The sequence below is a fragment of the Clostridium sp. BSD2780061688st1 H5 genome, from assembly GCF_005845155.1.
In the GTDB taxonomy this organism is placed as follows: domain Bacteria; phylum Bacillota; class Clostridia; order Lachnospirales; family Lachnospiraceae; genus Claveliimonas; species Claveliimonas intestinigallinarum.
In genome coordinates this window covers 1-21,250 of record NZ_SPGT01000033.1, presented here as the reverse complement: position 1 = coordinate 21,250, position 21,250 = coordinate 1, and the positions used below count along the sequence as shown (strand labels likewise).

The following is a 21,250-nucleotide window of genomic DNA, read 5'->3' as shown; positions in this document are numbered from 1 at the left end:
GTTTCAGGGCGTCCGTTATGCTCCGCACAGCGTCCGCTCTGAAACGCATCGGAGTCCGCTAGGCTCCGCAGAATGCATATTCCGAGTAGCAACATTACTTCCATTTTTTTTAATTTCCTCATATTCACACCTCCTATGTTAATCGACATATTATCTTTAATTTTAGTACATATATTTACTATTTTCAAGAGTAAATATATGTACTATGTTATTTTATTCAAAAGGAGGCGTCTATGGGCAAAACATACATAGAAATTATTCGTGAGTTACGCGAAGACAACGACAAAACCCAACAAGAGATTGCTAATTATCTTGGCACATCTCAAACTATGTATGCCCGCTACGAAAGAGGCGCAAACGAATTACCGCTTCGGCATCTAATCAGTCTATGTAAATATTATAATGTCTCAGCCGACTATATATTAGGACTTTCCAAATTAAAAAAACCTTTAGAAAATATTAGTTAACTCCCATTTTTATAAAATAAGCATATCCCACAAAATTCCAAACTTTTTAATACTTGGATTTTGTTAGATATGCTTATTCTTTTAATTTCTCAAACTAACACATTTGAGATTTTACTTACCTAAATTCTTTATATTATAAAAAGCACTCTTATTTGACTCCACATCTTCCAACATTCTCTGAGGTCTATCCCAGCATCATCCTGTCATTGTCCAGCTCTCCTCCGCTGACCTCCTCGAATTTCTTCAGCAGGTCGGACACGTGGAGCTGCCGCTTCTCCTCGCCGGACACATCGTAGATGATGCGTCCCTCGTGCATCATGATCAGACGGTTGCCATGGGCGATGGCGTCCTTCATATTGTGGGTAACCATCATGGCTGTGAGCTGGTTCTCCTCGATGATCTTATCAGAGATCTCCAGCACCTTCTTCGCCGTCTTCGGGTCCAGAGCCGCTGTGTGCTCGTCCAGAAGCAGAAGCTTGGGCTTTTTGATGGCAGCCATGAGAAGAGTCACCGCCTGCCTCTGCCCGCCGGACAGAAGTCCCACCTTGGTGGAAATGCGCTCCTCAAGCCCCAGTCCCAGAGCTCCCAGCTTTTTCTTGAATTCCTCTCTCTCTTTTCTGGAGATGCCCCACCGAAGGCCTCTCCTCTGCCCCCGCCTGGCGGCGATGGCCATGTTCTCCTCAATGGACATGGTGGAGGCCGTGCCGGTCATGGGGTCCTGGAACACCCGTCCCAGATAGACAGCCCTCTTGTGCTCCGGCAGCCTGGTAATGTCCACTCCGTCTATGACAATATTCCCCTCGTCCACAAGCCAGGTGCCTGCAACGGCGTTTAGGGTGGTGGACTTCCCGGCTCCGTTTCCGCCGATGATGGTCACAAAATCTCCCGGGTTCAGGTTCAAATTCACCCCGTCGAGAGCCTTCTTCTCGTTGATGGTCCCCTTGTTGAATGTCTTGTGAATGTTTTTGATCTCAAGCATGTATCCCATTTTCTAGGCCCTCCTTCTCACTGCCCAGCGGCCTTTTAAGTAGGGCACAGCCAGGAACACCGCAACCACGAGCGCGGAGAACAGTTTCATATAGTCTGAAGGCATCTTCAGCCAGAGCACCAGCGCGTAGGCCACGTAGTAGAGGATTGCCCCCACGAACACGGCCGCCAGCGTGTAGGCAAAGGCGATCTTTTTGCCCGCGCAGAGCTTTCCGAAGATCACCTCGCTGATGATCACGGCTGCCAGTCCGATGACAATGGCGCCACGGCCCATATTGACGTCCGCCGCTCCCTGATACTGAGCCAGGATGCCGCCGCACAGGCCCACCAGACCGTTGGAGATGGTCAGCGCCAGCACCTTTGTGTAGTTAGTGTTGATGCCCTGCGCCCGGGCCATCTGGGGATTGCAGCCTGTGGCCCTGATGGAGGCGCCCATCTCAGTCCCGAAGAACCAGTAGACGATGGCCACCAGGATCAGGCATCCCACGATCAGTTTCAGGAAGAAGAAAACTCTGTCATCTCCTGTCACATATCTGGAGGAAGCCACCAGACCCTGCTGGGTCAGGCTGATGCCCTGGTTGGATTTCCCCATGATGCCAAGGTTCACGGAGTACAGGGACACCTGGGTCAGGATGCTGGCCAGGATCCCCGGTATGCCAAGACCTGTGTGGAGAAGTCCGGTCACCATGCCCGCCGCCATGCCTGCCAGCAGCGAGAACACAAGGGAGAGAGCCGGGCTCATCCCGCCCTGTATCAGCATGACCGCCGTGGCCGCTCCGGTGGCCAGAGATCCGTCCACCGTAAGATCCGGGAAATCCAGGATGCGGAAGGTAATGTAAACTCCCAGCGCCATGATCCCCCATATAATACCCTGGGCCGCTGTTCCCGGCATTGCCCGAAGCAATGCCAGAGGATCCAGGGAAAGAAAATATTCTGCTATCATTTTTCTGTCTCCGCCTTTCTACTTTTATTCCGCAGCGGATACGGACTCGATGGGCTCGTATCCCTCAGGGACAGTGATTCCCAGCTCCTCGCATATCTCCGGATTGTACATCTTGGTCGGCTCCGGCGCTGTCCGCACCTCCATAGTTGTGATGTCCTCGCCGTTCGCCAGGATGTCATAGGCCATCTCGCCTGTGGTGTAGCCCAGCTCATAGTAGCTGATGCACAGGGTCGCTATTCCCGCCACGCTGCATGTGCCCTGCTCGCTGGCAACCACCGGGATTTTTGCCGGGCGGCAGATATTGTCGATGATGCCCGGGTTGGCCGCCATGGTGTTGTCTGTGGGAATGTAGATGGCGTCCACCTCCTGCACCGCGTTTGTCACTACAGACTGGATCTCATTGGAGTCCGCCGCTGTGTACTCCTTGTACTCCACGCCGTCCTCCTCCAGCTCCTTCTCAAACATCTCTGCCTGGTACTTGGAGTTGGACTCTGCGGAGCAGTAGAGGATACCCACTGTCTTCACATCCGGCAGGAGCTCCAGCATCACATCCTCCTGCTCGGCGATGGGAGCCAGGTCGCTTGTCCCTGAAACGTTTACCCCGGTTGTCCCTGTCCAGTCGTCTATGCCAAGAGCGCTGCCGTAGTCTGTCACGGACGTGCCCAGGATGGGGATGTCCGCTGTCGCCTGGGCCGCTGTCTGGAGAGGCAGGGTGGCGTTTGCCAGGATCAGATCCACATCAGAGGAAACAAAATTATTCATGATAGTGGAGCACATGGTCTGCTCTCCCTGCGCGTTCTGCACGTCAAACTCCACATTGTCCTCGCCGAACAGCTCCTTGCAGGCGTCCTGGAAGCCGGCTGTCGCGTCGTCCAGTGACGGGTGCTCCATCTGCTGGCAGATACCGATCACATATTTCCCGGAGCCGTCCGCTCCTCCCTCGCTCTCACCGCTGTCTGAGGATGACTCGCTTCCGCAGGCCGCAAGGCCGGCAGTCATTGCCATTACCATCAGAATTGCTGCTGCTTTTTTCCATTTCATCTCTTATTCCTCCCTGTTGCTTTTATACTTTAAAAATTTCTCACTTCACTGTGCGAAAGTCATCTACGAAAGCTAGTATACAACGCAAAAAAAGAGAAGTCAATCTATTTTTATAAAATAGACTGACCTCCTGACAAATTTTTATTCCTCCCTGTTTTTGGTCTCCTTCTATTCTTCGTTTTTTCCTATGCTTCCATGTAATCATAGTACTCTTCTTCGCTGGCGAACAGCATGTAGCTTCCGTCCACATATCCCATATAGCCTTTATCTGTATTGTAACCTTTCATAAAAAGAACAGCTCCTTTCTACAACTGAGTTTTATCTTATCTTTAAACTCAGTGTAGTTCTGAAGCTGTCCTATAAAAATACCACTTTTATACTTTTGCCCTCCCCGCTAAGGCTGACTGCTGATCCCATACTGCTCCATGAGCCTCCTGATCTCCCGGTTCACCTGCTCCACCACGCGGTCCGGTCCCAGGATCGTCACCTCGTCTCCCAGTGAGAAGACCCAGCTGATGAACTGGCCGCTCACCGCCACGTCCACGCGGACTGTGAAATGCTCCTCATCCGCCGGTATCATCATGATATCCTTCCCGAACCGGTCTATGATCACCCCGGCCAGCCGGTTGTGCACCAGCAGCTTGACCTGCTCCTCCTGGCCGCCGAACATGCCAAAGCTCTTCTTCATGTAGGCCGCCATATCCAGCCCGCTGAAGTGCTCTTTCCCCTCTCTCTCCTCATCGGACATCCGGATGTGCAGCATCTTGTCCACCCGGTAGTGCTTGATCATGCCCGCCTCCGAGTCGTAGCCCACCAGATAGTAGTTCTCATTGTCCCAGGCAAGCCCCCAGGGGCTGATCCTGTAGAAGGCCCCGCCGTGGCGCAGCTCCATCTCCTTTTTCGCGTTCCACTGAAAATACTGGAACAGGATCTTCCTGTTGCTGGCAATGGCGCTGTAGATGGCGTCCACCGTGTAGTAGATGCTCTCGTTCATGGTCTTGATCCGGCCGGACACGTAGACCTGGCGCTGCAGCTCCCTGGCCTCGTACTCACTGACCAGGCTCTCCAGCTTGCGGATGAGCTCGTTGGATTTCTTCGCCGTGATGAACCGGGAGGACTGGATGGCATCCACCAGGAGCTTCAGCTCCGGCATCTCGAACTGCCGGCCCACCACGTGGTAGCGGTAGGATCGGCCCCAGGGCTCCCCCTCCACCTCCACTCCCAGGTGCTCCAGGTCCCGCAGGTCCGTGTAAATGCTCTTCCGGTCCGCCGTCACCTCGCAGGAGCGCAGCGCCTCCAGTATCTCCGGCATGGTCAGGTAGTGGTCGTCGTCTGTCTTTTCCAGCATGATCTTCGCGAGATAGTACAGCTTCAGTTTCTGGTTCTGTCCTTTGGGCATAGGGAAAGCCTCCTTATCAGCTTGTTTTCTGCTTACTCTCTCAAGTATAGCACGCTGATGAGCAGGCTTTCAACGTTATAAAATATTGTTATCTGTCCATTTCCCCCATCCCGCGCCTGATCCGCACAAGGGCCGCCAGGGCCCGGGCTGTGCCCTCCACGCCGAGGAGGGCGCTGTTGATGATCACATGCTTGTGGGCCGGGTCGTCCGGCGCGTAGTGGGCGAACCTTCTGTGGTAGGCCAGCCGGGCCCGGTCCACCTCCCGGATCATCCGTCTGGCTGTGTCCTCCTGCATGCCGAGAGGTCCCACGCAGTTGGACAGCCGCGCCTCATAGGGGGCGTAGATGTAGACATGGATGGCATGCTTCTCGCCGGCCAGCACATAGTCCGCGCACCTGCCGACGATGATGCAGGAGTCCTTTGCCGCCAGCCTGCTGATGATCCCGGACTGGACCTGAAAGAGCTGCCTCTGCTTCTCCTCCGCCTCTGTCCCCAGGGGGAAGAGCATCCTAAAAAAGCCGGAGCTCCGCTCCTCCCTGTCGCTGACAGCGGACACAGGCAGGTTCATCCGCCGGGCCGTCTCCTCCACAATGTCCCTGTCATAGTACTCCACCTGGAGGATCTCAGACAGCCTTTTGGCAATGGGCCGCCCCAGGCTTCCAAACTGTCTTGTGATGGTCACGACATATCTGTCTCCGGCTCTGTCCCGCTTCACCAGCCGGATGTCCGGCCCCCCGGAGGGATGGGAGGCCGGCCTCTCCTCTCCTACGCGGCCAGGAACCTTGACAGAAATGACTTTGTCCTCTCTTCCCTGGGATGGCCCATGACCTCCTCCGGAGTTCCCTCCTCCACGATATAGCCGTCCGCCATGAAGATCACTCTGTCTGCCACGTCCCTGGCAAAGGCCATCTCGTGGGTGACCACCACCATGGTCATCCCCTCCGTGGCCAGCTCCTTCATGACGCTCAGCACCTCTCCCACCAGCTCCGGGTCCAGAGCGGAGGTGGGCTCGTCAAAGAGAAGGGCCGCCGGGTCCATGGCCAGGGCTCTCGCGATCGCAACTCTCTGCTGCTGGCCGCCGGACAGCATATCCGGCTTTGCCTCCGCCTTGCTCTCCAGCCCCACTCTCTTTAAGAGCTCCATAGCGTACTCCCTGGCCTCCTTCTTTGTCTTGTGCTTTGTGAGCACCGGCGCCAGAGCCACGTTTCCAAGGACAGTCTTCAGCGGGAACAGGTTAAATCTCTGGAACACCATGCCCACCTCCTCCCGGAATTTCCGGATATCTGCTTTGTCCTCCAGGACATTCTCGCCCTTGTACATGACCTCCCCGCAGGTGGGCGTCTCAAGCTGGTTGATGCACCGCAGAAGGGTGCTCTTGCCGGAGCCGGAGGGGCCGATGATGCACACCACCTCTCCCTGGTGGATGTCCATGCTGATGTCCTTGAGCACCTCCAGATCCCCGAAGGATTTCCTCAGATTTTTTACCGATATCAATGTCTCTGCCATAGTATCACTCCTCCTGTTATTTTGCTATTTTCCGCTCCACGTATTTCTGCAGGATCATAAGGATGGACAGCAGCACCAGATAGACCAGCGCGCAGATAGTGTAGGCCGGGATCGTGTTGAAGGTCCGGGCCACATAGTTCTGGGTCTGGCGCGTGATCTCGTTCACCGATATGATGGACAGAAGGGCCGTGTCCTTGACGGAAATGATGAACTGGTTGAAAAGTCCCGGGATCATGGCCTTAAAGGCCGGCGGAATGACGATCCGGAACAGGATCTGGCGGTGGGAGAGGCCGAGGGCTGCCCCCGCCTCCCTCTGTCCCTCGTCCACACCCTCCAGGGCTCCCTTTACGATGGCCGAGATAAAGGCCCCCGCGTTCAGGGTGATGACGATAATGCCCGCCACTGTGCTGTCCAGCACGAACCGGTCCCCGGTCGCCAGGGAGATGATGGCCGGCACCACAAAGTACACATACAGTGCCTGGACTACGATAGGCGTTCCGCGTATGATCCAGATGTAGACCGATGCGATCCCTCTGGCGATCCTGCTGCGGCTCTGGAGGGCGTATCCGCTGACAGCCCCCAGGACAAAGCCCAGCAGGATGCCGATGACCGCCACCTGCAGGGTGACCTGCAGTCCCCGCAGCATCATGGGAAGAATGGTGGATAAAAGTTCAGCACTCATACAGTCATCTCCCCTTTACGCCTCGCACCACTGGGTGCTTAATTCGTCCAGAGTCCCATTGTCGGACAGATACTGGATGGCCTCATTGAACCAGTCCACGATGTCCGGGTACTCCTCGCAGATGGCAAAGGAGAGGGCGATGGCGTAGGGAGCCTGGCCTGTGTAGAACTCATCGCCCACGATCTTTAAGTGGATCTCCCCTGTGCTGATGGAATAGGCTGTGCCGGGCGCGTCGTAGATGGTGGCGTCCGCCTGTCCGTCCTCCACAGCCCTGTAGGCCAGCGCCTGGGAGTCAAAGGTCTGGAGACAGGACTCGGGAAGATTTGCGGCCGCGTACTCATAGGAAATGGTTCCTGTCTGGACAGCCACTGTATAGTCGCCGCTCTCCAGGTCCTCCACGCTGGTGATGTCTGTGTTGTCCTCTCCCACGACAACCACAATGCCCGCGTCATAGTAGGTATCTGTAAAGTTCATGTTCTCTTTTCTCTCATCTGTGGCACAGAGAGCGGCTGCCGCCACGTCGATCTGTCCCTGGGTGATGGAGGTGGTGAGGGCTCCGTAATCCATGGCCTGGATCTCTCCGCCTGCAATGTCAAAGCCCAGGATGTTCTGGAGCTCCTCCAGAAGGGAAATGTCGTATCCCTGGAGGGTCATGCCGTCATCCCCGTAGTAGGAGAACGGAGCGTATGTCCCGGAGGTTCCCAGGTTCAGCGTCACGCCGTCCAGGGCTCCCTCGCAGTCAAGACCTGTGCTGCCCCCGTCCGATGCATCGTCCTGGGCGGCTGTGTCAGCTGTGTCCGCCGCGGCTCCGGATGCGTCGTCAGAGGAGCTGCCGCAGCCTGCCAGCAGCGCGGATACCATGGCTCCTGTAAGTAATATGGAAACAATTCGTTTTTTCATGTCTCTTACCTCCCTGTCTTTTTTAGGCGACCCAAACAGCGGGAGAAATAGGGAAAATAAATGAGAAAGGCAGGCACAGCGCCTTTGTAAGCGCCATTGCCTGCCGTGCTACCGCTGTCCGGATCATATGGGCATTATAGTCCCCTTTTCCCCTGCTGTAAAACGAGAAATATTGATCACGTCATGACATTTTCTCATGCTGGCTTTCCCTCATGGGGCGCATGCCCGGGCCTTTGGCCAGGCTTTTGGACCAGCCTTTTTAGCCGGGCGCCGCTTGCCTTTTTCCCGAAAATCCTCTATAATGACTCCTGTAAAAGGATACTCGCAAAACGAACACACGCATGCCAAGGGAGGTGTCTTCTCTAATAGAGAGCGCCTCCTTTTTTTATTTCAAGCAGGGAGGCGTAATTATGGATATCAGTAAATATGCACTTTTCGCAGATATTGCGGAGACAAAGAATTTCACCAAAAGCGGGGAGCGGATGGGCTACACCCAGTCCGGTGTGAGCCATGTCCTGAAGGCCATGGAAAACGAGCTGGGTTTCCCCCTCTTTCTCCGGGACAGACGCGGCGTCTCCCTCACCTCGGACGCCCAGGCCCTGCTGCCCCTGGTCCGGAACCTGCTGTCTGTCAACGAGCATCTGGAGCAGACGGCAGCAGCTCTGAACGGGCTGGAGATCGGTCATCTGACCATTGCCTCCTTTGCCAGCATCTCCTGCAACTGGCTCCCCTCCGTGATCCGCACCTTCCGGAAGGAGTGCCCCGGCATTGAGATCGAGCTGCTGGAGGGCAGCACTGACGAAATCCTGGACTGGCTCCACAACAGCCGGGCGGATTTTGGGCTCCTGAGCAGGAGAAACATCGGCACCCTGGAGTGGCTGCCCCTTTACGAGGATCCCCTGGTCGCCATTTTCCCCAGGGACTTCTATCTGGAGGGCATGACCTCGTTTCCCATACAGGCCTTTACCGACATGCCTTTTATCATCTCCGCCCTGGATGTGGACTACGACATACACGACGCCATCCAGGAGGCAAGGATCTCGCCCCGCATACGGGTCTCCTCAAAGGACGACCATGTGATCTCCTCCATGGTGGCCAGCGGCCTGGGCGTCAGCATCCTCCCCCGGCTGACCGTGGAGAGCGCAGGGGACAGCATACAGTACCTCCCCCTGGATCCGGGATTTTCCCGGGAGCTGGGCATCGGCCTTCGGTCACAGAAGGCCCTCAGCCCGGCGGCCCGGCGCTTCATCGCCCTGGTCCAGGAGATGAGCCCTTCCTTCTGACCTGTTCCAGCGTCCGTCAGTTCAGCGTGTCGTCCTTGAGCGGCCCGCTCAGGTCGCTGCCAAGCAGCCTCCGGGCTCCCAGCCAGTAGGCCAGTGCCACTGACAGGATGATGGCAAGGGCGTAGATGGCCACCGGCAGGAAGGGCGCCTCCTCCAGGAAGACTCCTGTCTCCAGTTGGCTGGCGCTGACCATGAAGGCGGTCACCGGCACAGTGATGAGAAGCCCCAGGAAAACAGGCCGCCCGGCGACGATCGCCGCCTCGATGCAGAGCATTTTTTTCATGCCGGACAGATCCATCCCCACTGACAGATATCGGGCAAACTCCCGCCGCCTCTGACGCAGAAAGCCAAAGGTGTTGGTAAAGATGCCTGCAAGGCCGATCACTCCCAGAAGGACGCACAGCGCTCCCAGTATGGTCCGGGCTCCCAGGAGCATCTGGTCATTGACCATCCTCTCTTCTATCCGGTTCTCGCTCTCCACCCGGAAAGAGGAAGCCAGAAGCCCTGCCGCCTCCTGCTCGATCTCATCCAGCGTCTCCACATCCGCCTTCTCCGGTCCAAGGATGCGTACATACGTATCCTTTTCCACACCGCTCACCTGAGTCTCCAGAGTTTTCCACAGAGAGAGCGGCATAAACTGCACCAGGGCATAGTCCTCATACTCCTCCCTGAGAAGCGGCGTCTCCTCCGTGTAGAACAGAACCGGTATCTGCGCTGTTTCCCCCTCCCCTGTGTACATAGAAAGAGTGTCTCTGTCCTGCTTCATCAAAGGAATATACTCCCTGTGCCGGAAGCTGCTGCCGGTACTGTCCCAGATCCGGTTCAGCAGAACCGCGCCGGACGTCTCAGCCGGAGCGCCGATCTGTTGGCAGTACTCCAGAAAGCTCTCATCGTCCAGGATGAATATCTGAGAGGGGATCCCTGAGGCTTCCGTTTTGTCTGTCAGGGCGCTGTATCCCCCCAGCGCTTTCAGCTCCTCGCTGATCCAGCTCTCATCCAGAGGGATGCTCCCCTCTGCCTTCTGGTAGCAGACACTGCTGCGAACGCCGGGGAGCTGTCTGATCTGCGAGACCGCCCCAATCTCCTTCAAATCCGCATCCCTCACTATCACCATCACATCCCATGCATCCTGGTACCGCTCAAAATAGGTATACCTGGTGCTGATACCGGCAAGTGCGAAAAAACAGAGCATGGACGTGAAGCCCAGGAAGGACAGGGTCAGGGAAATGCGGGAGATGCGCAGGGCTCTCCTCTGCAGTCTCAGGGCGCTGCCCGCCAGCTCTCCCTCTATGCCCAGCATGCGGCTCAGCACAGCGGTTCCCAGTCCTCTGATCCTCCTGAGCCCTCCCATCCGCCTGGGCTCCCTGTATGCCTGCCCTCTCACTGCTTCAAGAGGTGTCAGCCGGGCCAGTCTGCCGGCAGGTATCTGAGACGCCAGAAGGACTGTAAGGGCTGCCGCTCCAAAGGCGACAGCGAACACGATCGGATGACAGTGGAAGATGGCTCTGTGCCTTCCCGGCACATCCGCCGCGAACCGGTTGACGGCGGCCAGAATTCCGGCGCAGCCGGCTCCGCCAAGGAGCACGCCTCCCAGCACCGGCAGTACGCAGAGGGCGGCCGCCTCCTGCAATAGACACAGACGAATCTGCCCCGGCGACGCCCCGATGCTGGACAAAATACCAAACTGGCGCACTCTGGCCTGCATGGATATCTCAAAGGCCGTGCGGATCACCAGGGCAAGGGAAACACACAGGGCCATCAGCACCACAGCAAAGAAGGGCAGGAGAAGAGGCGGGTTCGGATCCTCTGGATCTGTCACCAGATACCGGGACAGCAGGAGCTCATGATAGACCACATCCTCCGGGTCAAGTCTCAGCTTCTGGCAGATCAGAGCCATCTGCCTGTAGGTCTCCCCCACATCTGCGAACCAGATTTCTGTCACTTCCTCATCATCAGTCCCGGCCTCGGTTCCATCTGTACTGATCTCTGCGCTCCTCTCTGTACTGACCTCTGCACTCTCCACTCCCGCAAAATTCCGGATCAGATCCAGCTCCTCCTGACTCAGGGGCGCCTCAACACGGACGTGCCAGCTCCCCTCATCCAGCTTTATGGCCTCCACATCATAGGCCCACAGATTGTAGAACAGGCTGCACAGCAGGGAGAGGAAAAAGGCCGCCCCGAGAGCTGCCGCCATGATGGAAAGGCCCGCCGTCCGGTTTTGTCTCAGATAGCTTTCTGAATACGCTTTCCACATACCTCTCACCTGACCTTTCTGTCGCTGACGACGCGCCCGTCTTCCAGGGTGACAATGCGCTCCGCCTCCAGCGCCAGCTTCTCATCGTGTGTGACAAGAAGGATGGTCTGGTGAAAATTCTTGTGAAAGAGATGCAGAAGATCCATGATCTCCCTGGCATTTTCCCTGTCCAGGTTGCCTGTAGGCTCATCCGCAAGGAGAAGCAGAGGCCGGCTCATGAGCGCCCGCCCGATGGCCGCCCTCTGCTGCTGCCCGCCGGAGAGCTGAAATGGCAGAGCCTGCAGCTTTTCCTCCAGTCCAAGGCTCTCCACGATCCGCCGGAAATAGACCGGGTCCGGCTTTCTCCTGTCCAGAAGAAGCGGCATCTGCATATTCTTCTCCACAGTCAGGGAGGGAATCAGGTTATAAAACTGGTAGATAAGCCCTGCCTTTCTCCTCCTGTATATGGCTGCCTGATGCGAGTTCAGCCTGCCTATATCTGTTCCTCCCACCAGCACGGTTCCTTGCGTAGGCCGGTCCACACTCCCCAGAATGTGGAGAAGGGTGGATTTTCCCGAGCCGGAGGCCCCTGTGACGGCCACAAGCTCTCCTCTCTCAAGGATCAGGTCAACGCCCCGCAGGGCCTCCACTTTATTTTCTCCCTCTCCGTATACTTTTCTTACTCCTGTGCATTTCAGCAGCTCCATAGCGCTCCCCCGATCTGTCTTCTGACTGGATTTTTTCAGCGGCAGTATCCGCCGATACTGTCATCTTACCAGAGCAAAGTGACATTCCGGTGACATCAGCGGTACATGCGGAGCTCAAAGCAGGCTCCTCCGCCAGGCCTGTTATAGGCCTCCAGCACACCGTTCTGGGCTTCCACCAGCTCTCTTGCCAGAAAGAGCCCGATGCCGACACTGTCCCTGTCCGCCCCCTCTCCTCTGTAGAACCGCTCAAACAGATGGGGCAGGTCCCTCTCAGAAAATCCTTCACCCTGATCCCATATGCGGATTTTAATATAGAGAGGATTTTCCTCCCAGTCACAGGAGACCACTCCACCGGCAGGACTGTGCTCCAGACAATTTTTCATCAGGTTCATGACCGCCTCCAGCGTCCACTCCCTGTCCGCCCGGAGGCAGGCCGGCGAAAGCCGGGGCACATGGATGCGAACCCTCTTTTGCCGGCAGATATCCTCCAGATTTTCCGCCCCCAGCTCAAGAAGGGTGTACACATCTGTTTCCTCCCTGTGCAGCGCAAGAGCCCCTGCGTCCATGCGGGACATGAGAAGCAGCGTCTCCTCCAGATGCGTAAGACGGCCAAGCTGCCGCTCCACTGCCGGAAGCCCCTCCAGCGTTCCCTTCTGGCCCATCCTCTGGACCAGAAGAGCGATAGCTGTCACCGGAGTCTTCATCTGATGGGCCATATCAGCCAGGCTGGCGGCAAATCGGTCTCTAGCCTCCCGGGCTCCGTCTCTCGCCTGGCCAAGAGCAGCCACCGTCTTGCATATCTCATCCCGCAGACAAGAAAATGCATCCTCCCGCTCCTCCGCCAGAAGCCCCTGCTGCCCGGTGCCCGCCTTCTCCAGGTAGGCCAGCAGCTCCCGGATCTGCCTCTCCTGTCTTCTTTTCATCCCCAAAAGGGCAAAAAGAAAGAGCAGGACTGCCGCCAGGAAGCCTGCTAACGCCACCCCGTATATCCTGCTGTCTGACTCCTGGAAATCCTGAGCCCTGTAGCCGTAAGCCCGCAGATACTCCGCACCTGAGGACTCCGCATCTCCCTTCTCTTTTTCTGTTTTCAGCGCGCGCAGGAGGGCTCCCCGGGCCTGGGGCGACTGCTCCTCCACGGTCTGGCAGACCCGTCCCAGCAGGTCAAACTGCCTCTGCGCAAAATAGCTGCCCGCCAGCGCTGTCACGACGGCCGCCGCGGCCAGGAGAGCCGCCAGAGCGGACAGAATACCGGCCGCTCTTTCTCTTTTTATTCTTCCCTTCACCTTCTCTTTTCCCCCTTTTCGTCTCCTGCCTCCATCCGGTATCCAAAGCTGCGGACAGTACGCAGGCTCTCCGGGCTGCCCAGCTTATCCCTCAGCCGTTTCACGGCCACGGTCAGTGTGTTGTCATTGACATAGCTGCCGCCGCTGTCCCAGACCTGCTCCAGCAGGCGCCGCCGCGTGACCGTCCTGCCTTTATTTTCCATGAGAAGGAGAAGGATCTGGTATTCTGTCTGTCCCAGCTCCACCTTCCTGCCGTCTATCCGAACCTCCATCCGGTCCCTGTCCAGGCGTATATCTCCGCAGGAGAGTATCTGCTCCCGTCCGGACCTTCTAAGCAGAGCCTGGATGCGGGAGAAGAGTATTTCCAGCTCAAAGGGCTTGGTCACGTAGTCATCCGCCCCTCCTTCCAGCCCATTCACAATATCCCGGGTATCACTGCGGACCGTGAGAAAGATCAGGGGAAGCCGGGGCCATCTGTCACGTATCCAGCGGCAAAGAGCCATCCCGTCCCCGTCCGGCATGTTCCAGTCCAGGATGACGAGGTCCGCCTCCTCCTTCCCCAGCGCCTCCCTGGCGTCCTGCGCCCCGGCGCAAAGTGACACCTGAAATCCTCTCTCCTCCAGGTATTCACTTACCACGCCGGCAATATCCCGTTCATCCTCGACATAGCAGATCCTGGTCATCGCTCTCCTCCCGCTTTCTTTTTTTCACCTCTCCTTATCACGTACAGGACCAGTCCCACGGCCACGCCGAGGAGCGCGGGACACACCCATCCGAAGCCCTGATCGGAGAGGGGCAAAAATCCCAGAACCGCGGTCGTAAGCCCGTCCAGATGAAGAAGACTCCTGGTCGACGCCGGCAGCGCTCCCAGCCCGTCAAACAGGGCAGCCGCCCCGGTCAATCCCAGCGCCCACCTAAGGACTGTAGGATCATTTCCGAACCATCGCCCCGCCAGCGTGAGGAGCACCAGCACAATGGCGAGGGGGTAGAGGAACATGAGAACCGGCAGGGAGTAGGCAATGATGGCGTCCAGTCCCAGGTTGGCCACCAGGAAGGAGCCCACCGCGAAGATCACCGCCCAGACATGGTAGGAAGGACCGCCCGGGAACATTTCCGCAAAGGCCTCCCCACAGCTTGTGATCAGCCCCACCGCTGTCTTTAAGCAGGCCACGGTGACGATCACCGCCAGGATAAAGGCTCCCCCGCCGCCAAAGTAGCTCTCCGCGATCCGGGCCAGAGCCTCCCCTCCGTTGCTGCTCACCTCCAGCTCTCCTGTGCTCTGGGTCCCCATGACCGATACGAGAACGTAGATGACCGCCATGAGGATGGAGCTGAATATCCCTGCCCGCACCGTGCTCTTTGCCACCTCGCCGGGCTCCGTCACGCCCAGCCCCCGGATAACGTCGATAACCACGATGCCAAAGGCAAGCCCCGCCAGGGCATCCATAGTGTTATATCCCTCCAGCAGTCCCGTGGCAAAGGCGCCCTCCGCATAGCTTCCGGAGGGGACCGCCTCCCCGACGCCTCCCATGGGAGCGGTCAGAGCCCGGATCACAAGGACCGCAAGAAAGACCAGAAAAAGCGGGTTCAGCACCTTTCCGATCCAGGTCATGATCTGCCCCGGCCTGAGGGCGAAGAACAGTACCGCAGCAAAGAAGATAAAAGAAAAGGCTGCCAGGAAGAGAGGATGTCCTTTCCCCGAGAGTATCCCCTCCATCCCGACGGTATAGGAAACGCTGGCGCATCTGGGGATAGCGAAGAAGGGGCCTATGGTCAGGTAGAGGGCGCAGGTGAAGAAGACACCGTATCCTCTCCCCACTCTGCTCCCCAGTCCCAGAAGGCCGCTCTCACGGCTGATCCCCAGGGCCGCCACGCCCAGGAGGGGCAGTCCCACCCCAGTGATGAGGAAGCCCGCCGCAGCCTGCCAGATATGGCTGCCCGCCATCTGTCCCATGGATACGGGAAAGATCAGATTTCCCGCTCCGAAAAACATGCCGAACAGCATGCTCGCCACAAATATAGTCTCTCTGAATGTGAGTTTTTTTGTCATTTTCCCGCATCTCCTGTTTTTTTATCGTTTCCTTTACTATAGCACACTTTCCGAAAAATAGCGAAGCGTGCAGGTGTTCCGCGAACCAACATTACACGTTTCGAAAGCGGAGCTTACAATCCGTCTCTTGAGATGCTCGTAAAACCGGCTTCCGCTCTCGGGATGACTTTGCAGATCAAACTATTGAACAAGCAGTAAATTTTCTTGGGATAATCAGATAAGAAAAGGGATGCGATTTTCATAATGCTCTCAGGTTTCAACAGAAAGTGAGGGTGATTCCTATGAATACAATGAAAGTTTTACCTTTATTTCTACTCGTTTTTGCGGCATTGACTTACATAAATAATAGACATAATAGAGGATAGCATCCCCGGCCCCAGGAAAGTCTGGGATGCTATCCTTATAGCATATTCTTTTACAGAGGGCATCAGATCTTGTATCTGACACTTTTCTTATCCTGATAATACACAGGGAGGCTTGAAAAATCAAGCCTACCGTTTATGTTTCTCCATTTGTTTTTACTTGTCTTTTCTACGTCCTCATCGCCCCGTCCACGGATAAGATCTCTCCTGTCACATAGGAGGCCATATCGCTGGCCAGGAAGAGGAAAGCATTGGCAATGTCTTCCGGCTCGCCTACCCGGCGCAGGGGAATGGCGTTGATCAGAGGATCTATCATCTCCTTGGGGAGCGCCGCCACCATGTCTGTCTTTGTAATACCCGGCGCCACAGCGTTGACCCGGATGCGGCTTGGGCCAAGCTCCCTTGCCAGGGACCAGGTAAGTCCGTTCACGGCAGATTTGCTTGTGGGGTAAGCCACGCCCGAGGGCTGTCCACAGATGCTGACCATGGAGCTGGTATTCAGGATGCATCCGCCTCCCTGCTCTTTCATGATCTTCACTGTGGGCATGATGCAGTTCATCATGGCGCTTACATTTAACTGCATCACTTTTGCAAACTGCTGTGCCGTGTAGTTGTCAATAGGTGTGCTGTCCGACATGCCGGCATTGTTTACCAGGATATCGATCTTTCCCAATGTCTCTTTGACCTTTCCGATCTCCCCGGCCACCGCCTCGGCATCCGCCAGATCCGGCCAGGCGCCGTACACTTCCCATGCCGGGTTTTCCGCTTTCAGAGATGCCAGGGCTTTGTCAACTGTCTCCTGGCGGGAGCCGAACAGCACGACCGCCGCCCCGTTCTCCAGAAATTTTTTCACCGTCGCGTAGCCGATGCCGCGGGTGCCGCCTGTCACAACTGCCACTTTATTTTTTAGCATTTTCATTCCTCCTTTGCGCAATTTTCTGTTTTTTTATATTTTTATCTGTTAATTTTATTTTATACCGGCTGATCCCTGTTTACAAGGAACGTTTAATATTAGTCAATCTACAGCTCTTTCCTAACAATTCAGATTGGACTATACTATGAGATACAGAAACACAACGGAAAGGAAATGATGACAGATGATCGATAAGATGAAGATCCGGGGCGCCCGGGTCCACAATCTGAAAAATATAGATGTAGATATCCCTCTGAACAAGATCGTGGGAATCGCCGGCGTGTCCGGCTCCGGCAAATCCTCCCTGGCCCTGGGCGTCCTCTACGCGGAAGGGTCCCGGCGGTATCTGGACGCCCTCTCCACCTACACAAGGCGCAGGATGACCCAGGCGGCCAAAGCTGATGTGGACGACGTACTCTACGTGCCGGCGGCTCTGGCCCTCCACCAGCGCCCGGCTGTCCCCGGCATCCGCAGCACCTTCGGGACCGGCAGCGAACTTCTGAACAGCCTCCGGCTCATGTTCTCCAGACTGGCCAGCCACCGCTGTCCGTCCTGCGGCTGCTGCCTGCCGCCTACCCTGAAAGTGGCCGCCGAGCAGGAGCTGGTCTGCCCGGACTGCGGCGCCTCCTTCTACGCTCCCTCCGCAGAAGAACTGGCCTTCAACAGCCAGGGGGCCTGCCCTTCCTGTGACGGGACCGGAACCGTCCGGACAGTGGACCGCTCTACCCTTGTACCGGACGAGACCCTCACCATCGACCAGGGCGCCGTGGCTCCCTGGAACTCCCTCATGTGGTCGCTTATGACCGACGTCTGCCGGGAGATGGGAGTGCGCACGGACGTGCCCTTCTGCCAGCTGACAGACAGGGAGAAGGACATTGTCTACAACGGGCCCGCCGAGAAAAAGCATATCCTCTACAAGGCAAAAAGCTCCAACCAGGCGGCGGAGCTTGATTTTACTTATTTTAATGCTGTGTACACCGTGGAGAACGCCCTCTCCAAGGTGAAGGACGAAAAGGGCATGAAGCGGGTGGAAAAATTCTTAAAGGAGGAGGTCTGCCCGGACTGCGGCGGGACCCGACTCTCCCAAAAAGCAAGAGCGCCCCGGCTGCGGAGCTGCTCCCTGGATGAGGTGTGCCGGATGCCGCTTGCGGATCTGGCTGACTGGGTGTCCGGTGTCCCCGCCTCCCTGCCGGAGGAGATGCGCCCCATGGCAGAGAGTATCTGCGAGTCCTTCCACACCCCCGCCCGGCGGCTCATGGACCTGGGCCTTGGCTACCTTTCCCTGGACCGCGCTTCCTCCACCCTCTCCACCGGGGAGCGCCAGCGGATGCAGCTGGCCCGGGCTGTCCGCAACCGCACCACCGGGGTGCTCTACGTGCTGGACGAGCCCTCCATCGGACTGCATCCCGCCAACATCGAAGGGCTGAAAGGAGTCATGCACGACCTCATAGCAGACGGCAATTCCGTCGTACTGGTGGACCACGACACACAGATCCTGTCGGAGGCCGACTGGATCGTGGAAATGGGCCCGGAGGCCGGCCTGAAGGGCGGCCATGTCATCGCTCAGGGCAGTATTCCCCAGATCATGGCAGATCCCGGCTCCATGATCGGCCCCTTCCTGGCCGGCAGGGCAGACGGCTTCCGGCGGGAGCAGGCTCCGGCCTCTGACATGTTCTCCCACGGCCGCATCCACCTCTCCACCGGTTCCATCCACACCGTAAAGCCGCTGGAGGCAGACATCCCAAAAGGACGGCTCACTGCTGTCACCGGCGTATCCGGCTCCGGCAAGACCACTCTCATCCTGGAGAGCCTGATCCCCGCCCTGGAGGCACAGATCAAGGGCAGAAAACTGCCGGAACACGTGCGTTCCCTGGAGGCGGATGGGATCGGACAGGTAAAACTCATCGACGCCACCCCCATCGGCATCAACATCCGCTCCACCGTAGCCACCTACGCCAATGTCCACGATGAGCTGCGGAAGACATTTGCCAGGACACCGGGCGCAAAAGAAGCCGGCTACAAGGCAGGGGACTTTTCCTACAACACAGGGAGGCTGCGCTGTCCGGTCTGCGACGGCACCGGCGTCATCAGTCTGGACGTGCAGTTCCTGCCGGATGTGGAAGTCACCTGCCCCGGATGCCGGGGCTCCCGATACAGCAAGGAGGCCGCACAGATCCGATATGCGAACAAAGAGGGGAAGTCCTTCTCTCTGCCGGAGCTGATGGCCATGGATGTGAACACCGCGCTGGATGCCTGCCGTCATCTGAAAAACGTCAGTCAGCGTCTGCAGATCTTAAAAGATCTGGGGCTGGGCTACCTGACTCTGGGTGAGGAGACCCCGGGGCTCTCCGGCGGAGAGGCCCAGCGGCTGAAGCTGGCCAGCGAGATGGGCCGCCCCCAGGGGGACTCGGTCTTTGTCTTTGACGAGCCCACCATCGGCCTCCACCCTCTGGACGTGCAGACCCTCCTTCTCGTCTTCGAGACCCTCATCCGTCAGGGAGCCACTGTCATCGTCATCGAGCACGACCTGGACGTGATCCGTAGCGCAGACTACGTCATCGACATGGGCCCCGGCGGCGGGGAGAGCGGCGGACGCATCGTGGCGGCCGGGACGCCGGAGGAAATTAAGACAAATGCGCAGAGCGTGACAGGGAGATATCTGTAGACAGACGAAAGGAGGGCTGCCCCGCCGGGCAGTCCTCCTGTGTTTTTCCATTGTTTTATCCTTTCACCGCGCCTGCTGCCACACCTTTGATAATGTGCTTCTGGCAGGACAGGTAGAAGATGATCACCGGGATGACCGCCAGGATCAGTGCCGCCATGATGGCGCCCATGTCCACCCGGCCGTAGCTTCCCTTCATATACTGGATCGCAATGGATATGGTCTTGTATTTATTCAGGTCCAGTACAAGGTAAGGCAGGAGGAAGTCATTCCAGATCCACATGGTTTCCAGTATCCCCACAGAGATGTATGTCGGCTTCATAATAGGAAGCACCACAGAAAAGAAAGTTCTAAGAGGCGTGCAGCCGTCGATAAGAGCCGCTTCCTCGATCTCCAGCGGGATGGATTTTACAAAACCACAGAACATAAAGACTGCCAGCCCCGCCCCGAATCCTAGGTAAATGATGATAATTCCCCAGGGTGTGTTGAGCCTGGTCCGGTCCGCCACCAGAGACAGGGTGAACATTACCATCTGGAAGGGAACGACCATGGAGAACACGCAGAGCAGATACAGGATCTTTGTAAACTTTGTCTTTACCCTTGTGATATACCAGGCGCACATGGATGTGCACACAAGGATCACCAGCACAGAGCCAACGGTAATAAATACCGTCCAGCCCACGGCGCTGAGCAGTTCGTACTTGTCGATGGCTGTCAGATAATTCTCAAGGCTGTTCCACGTCTTTTCCGTCGGCAGCGTAAAAGGTTCTTTGTTGATATATACTTTTTTCTTAAAGGAATTCATAAGCACGATCAGTATCGGGGCGATGTAGACCAGCCCCAGTATGGTGAAAGCGCCGGTCCCCAGCGTGCTTATCCTGCTTCTCTTTTTCATTTACTGCTGCACCTCCTTTGAGCGGGTAGCCCGGAGCTGGAGCATGCCGATGGCCACAACGATGACGAAGAAGATCACTGCTTTGGCCTGGCCGACGCCCTCCCATCCGGTACGTCCGTAGAATGTGTTGAAGATGTTCAGGGCCATCATCTCGGACATCTTGGACGGTTCTCCTGCCGTCAGCGACAGGTTCTGGTCAAAGAGCTTGAATCCGTTAGTAATAGACAGGAACATGCAGATGGTGATGGATGGCATCATCATGGGGATGGTCACTTTGAAAAGTCTCTGGATCCGCGATGCGCCGTCGATCTGGGCCGCCTCCATCACGTCTCCGGGGATGGACTGAAGCCCTGCAATGTAAATGATCATCATATAACCGATCTGCTGCCAGCTCACCAGAATGATCAGTCCCCAGAAACCGTACCACTCATTCAGCCCCAGCGCCGTATTGTAATGGGCCAGTACGCCGTTAAAGATGAGCTGCCAGATATAGCCCAGCACGATGCCTCCGATCAGGTTAGGCATAAAAAAGATCGTGCGGAAAATATTGGTTCCCCACATTTTCTGGGTCAGCGCCATGGCAAGGGCAAAGGCGATCACATTGATCACCACCAGCGATACCACGGCGAAAAGGGCGGTATACCAGAAAGAATGTCTGAACACCGTGTCCTTAAACGCGTCGATGTAATTGGATAATCCGACAAACTTCGCATCCGTGACTGTGGTAAATTTGCAGAACGAAAGCCAGATCCCCATTACGAACGGAATAATAAATCCAAGGATAAATGCGCAGAATGTGGGAAGCACAAAGATGGGCATATACCGCTTGATCGCTTTTTCCATATAAATCCTCCTCCTTCTAAAAAAGTGTCTTCGACACTTCAACTCCCCTACCCCTCAATCTTGAGGGGATTAGGGGTTACTTTTTGCGTCTTTT

General features: G+C 56.7%; 19 protein-coding genes. 3 read left to right on the top strand and 16 right to left on the bottom strand.

The window, feature by feature from the left end; all coding sequences use genetic code 11:
• Window positions 1-233: 233 nt before the first annotated feature.
• A complete protein-coding gene (locus FGQ86_RS14825) occupies window positions 234-467 on the top strand; it encodes a helix-turn-helix transcriptional regulator (RefSeq protein WP_138304880.1) in 234 nt (77 codons plus the stop codon).
• Between the two features lie 184 nt (window positions 468-651).
• Here the strand turns inward: FGQ86_RS14825 and FGQ86_RS14820 are convergent, their stop codons facing one another.
• The 8 genes from FGQ86_RS14820 to FGQ86_RS14785 form a co-directional block, all read right to left on the bottom strand.
• A complete protein-coding gene (locus tag FGQ86_RS14820) occupies window positions 652-1,446 on the bottom strand; it encodes an ABC transporter ATP-binding protein (protein WP_171031587.1) in 795 nt (264 codons plus the stop codon).
• A gap of 12 nt (window positions 1,447-1,458) precedes the next feature.
• On the bottom strand, window positions 1,459-2,397 hold the full coding sequence (locus tag FGQ86_RS14815) for an ABC transporter permease (protein ID WP_243127294.1): 939 nt from the start codon (window positions 2,395-2,397) through the stop codon (window positions 1,459-1,461).
• Between the two features lie 24 nt (window positions 2,398-2,421).
• Entirely contained in the window at window positions 2,422-3,438 is a 1,017-nt protein-coding gene (locus tag FGQ86_RS14810; protein ID WP_138304878.1) for an ABC transporter substrate-binding protein, read from the bottom strand.
• A 394-nt stretch (window positions 3,439-3,832) separates the two neighbouring features.
• Window positions 3,833-4,837, bottom strand: coding sequence for a WYL domain-containing protein (locus tag FGQ86_RS14805; RefSeq protein ID WP_138304876.1), 1,005 nt, complete (start codon window positions 4,835-4,837; stop codon window positions 3,833-3,835).
• 88 nt (window positions 4,838-4,925) lie between these two features.
• Window positions 4,926-5,552, bottom strand: coding sequence for a cytidylate kinase-like family protein (locus FGQ86_RS14800; RefSeq protein WP_033125975.1), 627 nt, complete (start codon window positions 5,550-5,552; stop codon window positions 4,926-4,928).
• 50 nt (window positions 5,553-5,602) lie between these two features.
• Window positions 5,603-6,343 (bottom strand): amino acid ABC transporter ATP-binding protein, encoded by a 741-nt coding sequence (locus FGQ86_RS14795; protein ID WP_033125974.1) that lies wholly within the window; start codon window positions 6,341-6,343, stop codon window positions 5,603-5,605.
• A gap of 16 nt (window positions 6,344-6,359) precedes the next feature.
• Window positions 6,360-7,025, bottom strand: coding sequence for an amino acid ABC transporter permease (locus tag FGQ86_RS14790; RefSeq protein ID WP_033125973.1), 666 nt, complete (start codon window positions 7,023-7,025; stop codon window positions 6,360-6,362).
• Window positions 7,026-7,040: 15 nt separating this feature from the next.
• Window positions 7,041-7,925: an ABC transporter substrate-binding protein gene (locus tag FGQ86_RS14785; protein WP_033125972.1), complete on the bottom strand. Its 885-nt coding sequence runs from the start codon at window positions 7,923-7,925 to the stop codon at window positions 7,041-7,043.
• Between the two features lie 410 nt (window positions 7,926-8,335).
• Between FGQ86_RS14785 and FGQ86_RS14780 the strand changes: the two genes are divergently transcribed.
• Complete coding sequence (locus FGQ86_RS14780) at window positions 8,336-9,208, top strand: LysR family transcriptional regulator (protein ID WP_033125971.1); 873 nt, start codon at window positions 8,336-8,338, stop codon at window positions 9,206-9,208.
• 16 nt (window positions 9,209-9,224) lie between these two features.
• On the opposite strand, the gene FGQ86_RS14775 is transcribed toward FGQ86_RS14780, so the two are convergent.
• The 6 genes from FGQ86_RS14775 to FGQ86_RS14745 form a co-directional block, all read right to left on the bottom strand.
• Window positions 9,225-11,462 carry an ABC transporter permease gene (locus FGQ86_RS14775; protein WP_033125970.1) on the bottom strand — a complete coding sequence of 746 codons (2,238 nt, stop codon included), beginning with the start codon at window positions 11,460-11,462 and terminating at the stop codon, window positions 9,225-9,227.
• A gap of 5 nt (window positions 11,463-11,467) precedes the next feature.
• Window positions 11,468-12,148, bottom strand: a complete 681-nt coding sequence (locus FGQ86_RS14770) for an ABC transporter ATP-binding protein (RefSeq protein WP_033125969.1) — start codon at window positions 12,146-12,148, stop codon at window positions 11,468-11,470.
• Window positions 12,149-12,243: 95 nt separating this feature from the next.
• The gene (locus FGQ86_RS14765) at window positions 12,244-13,431 is read right to left on the bottom strand and encodes a HAMP domain-containing sensor histidine kinase (protein ID WP_052084032.1); all 1,188 of its coding nucleotides are present in this window, start codon (window positions 13,429-13,431) and stop codon (window positions 12,244-12,246) included.
• Entirely contained in the window at window positions 13,428-14,114 is a 687-nt protein-coding gene (locus FGQ86_RS14760) for a response regulator transcription factor (protein WP_138304873.1), read from the bottom strand. The genes FGQ86_RS14765 and FGQ86_RS14760 overlap by 4 nt, the downstream gene beginning before the upstream one ends.
• Window positions 14,111-15,481 (bottom strand): branched-chain amino acid transport system II carrier protein, encoded by a 1,371-nt coding sequence (gene brnQ / locus FGQ86_RS14755; protein ID WP_138304871.1) that lies wholly within the window; start codon window positions 15,479-15,481, stop codon window positions 14,111-14,113. The genes FGQ86_RS14760 and brnQ overlap by 4 nt, the downstream gene beginning before the upstream one ends.
• A 531-nt stretch (window positions 15,482-16,012) precedes the next feature.
• A complete protein-coding gene (locus tag FGQ86_RS14745) occupies window positions 16,013-16,756 on the bottom strand; it encodes an SDR family NAD(P)-dependent oxidoreductase (protein ID WP_033125966.1) in 744 nt (247 codons plus the stop codon).
• Window positions 16,757-16,940: 184 nt separating this feature from the next.
• Here FGQ86_RS14745 and FGQ86_RS14740 point away from each other — a divergent pair, with 184 nt between their 5' ends.
• Window positions 16,941-19,421 carry an excinuclease ABC subunit UvrA gene (locus FGQ86_RS14740; protein ID WP_138304869.1) on the top strand — a complete coding sequence of 827 codons (2,481 nt, stop codon included), beginning with the start codon at window positions 16,941-16,943 and terminating at the stop codon, window positions 19,419-19,421.
• A 55-nt stretch (window positions 19,422-19,476) separates the two neighbouring features.
• Here the strand turns inward: FGQ86_RS14740 and FGQ86_RS14735 are convergent, their stop codons facing one another.
• Both FGQ86_RS14735 and FGQ86_RS14730 read right to left on the bottom strand, forming a co-directional pair.
• A complete protein-coding gene (locus FGQ86_RS14735; protein ID WP_138304867.1) occupies window positions 19,477-20,313 on the bottom strand; it encodes a carbohydrate ABC transporter permease in 837 nt (278 codons plus the stop codon).
• On the bottom strand, window positions 20,314-21,156 hold the full coding sequence (locus FGQ86_RS14730) for a sugar ABC transporter permease (RefSeq protein ID WP_138304865.1): 843 nt from the start codon (window positions 21,154-21,156) through the stop codon (window positions 20,314-20,316).
• Window positions 21,157-21,250: the final 94 nt, after the last annotated feature.

What these genes read in the sequence shown, in the direction of transcription:
- FGQ86_RS14825 (WP_138304880.1), top strand. Translation starts at nt 234, where the DNA reads ATGGGCAAAACATACATAGAAATTATTCGTGAGTTACGCGAAGACAAC.
- FGQ86_RS14820 (WP_171031587.1), bottom strand. Translation starts at nt 1,446, where the DNA reads ATGCTTGAGATCAAAAACATTCACAAGACATTCAACAAGGGGACCATC.
- FGQ86_RS14815 (WP_243127294.1), bottom strand. Translation starts at nt 2,397, where the DNA reads ATGATAGCAGAATATTTTCTTTCCCTGGATCCTCTGGCATTGCTTCGG.
- FGQ86_RS14810 (WP_138304878.1), bottom strand. Translation starts at nt 3,438, where the DNA reads ATGAAATGGAAAAAAGCAGCAGCAATTCTGATGGTAATGGCAATGACT.
- FGQ86_RS14805 (WP_138304876.1), bottom strand. Translation starts at nt 4,837, where the DNA reads ATGCCCAAAGGACAGAACCAGAAACTGAAGCTGTACTATCTCGCGAAG.
- FGQ86_RS14795 (WP_033125974.1), bottom strand. Translation starts at nt 6,343, where the DNA reads ATGGCAGAGACATTGATATCGGTAAAAAATCTGAGGAAATCCTTCGGG.
- FGQ86_RS14790 (WP_033125973.1), bottom strand. Translation starts at nt 7,025, where the DNA reads ATGAGTGCTGAACTTTTATCCACCATTCTTCCCATGATGCTGCGGGGA.
- FGQ86_RS14785 (WP_033125972.1), bottom strand. Translation starts at nt 7,925, where the DNA reads ATGAAAAAACGAATTGTTTCCATATTACTTACAGGAGCCATGGTATCC.
- FGQ86_RS14780 (WP_033125971.1), top strand. Translation starts at nt 8,336, where the DNA reads ATGGATATCAGTAAATATGCACTTTTCGCAGATATTGCGGAGACAAAG.
- FGQ86_RS14775 (WP_033125970.1), bottom strand. Translation starts at nt 11,462, where the DNA reads ATGTGGAAAGCGTATTCAGAAAGCTATCTGAGACAAAACCGGACGGCG.
- FGQ86_RS14770 (WP_033125969.1), bottom strand. Translation starts at nt 12,148, where the DNA reads ATGGAGCTGCTGAAATGCACAGGAGTAAGAAAAGTATACGGAGAGGGA.
- FGQ86_RS14760 (WP_138304873.1), bottom strand. Translation starts at nt 14,114, where the DNA reads ATGACCAGGATCTGCTATGTCGAGGATGAACGGGATATTGCCGGCGTG.
- brnQ (WP_138304871.1), bottom strand. Translation starts at nt 15,481, where the DNA reads ATGACAAAAAAACTCACATTCAGAGAGACTATATTTGTGGCGAGCATG.
- FGQ86_RS14745 (WP_033125966.1), bottom strand. Translation starts at nt 16,756, where the DNA reads ATGCTAAAAAATAAAGTGGCAGTTGTGACAGGCGGCACCCGCGGCATC.
- FGQ86_RS14740 (WP_138304869.1), top strand. Translation starts at nt 16,941, where the DNA reads ATGATCGATAAGATGAAGATCCGGGGCGCCCGGGTCCACAATCTGAAA.
- FGQ86_RS14735 (WP_138304867.1), bottom strand. Translation starts at nt 20,313, where the DNA reads ATGAAAAAGAGAAGCAGGATAAGCACGCTGGGGACCGGCGCTTTCACC.
- FGQ86_RS14730 (WP_138304865.1), bottom strand. Translation starts at nt 21,156, where the DNA reads ATGGAAAAAGCGATCAAGCGGTATATGCCCATCTTTGTGCTTCCCACA.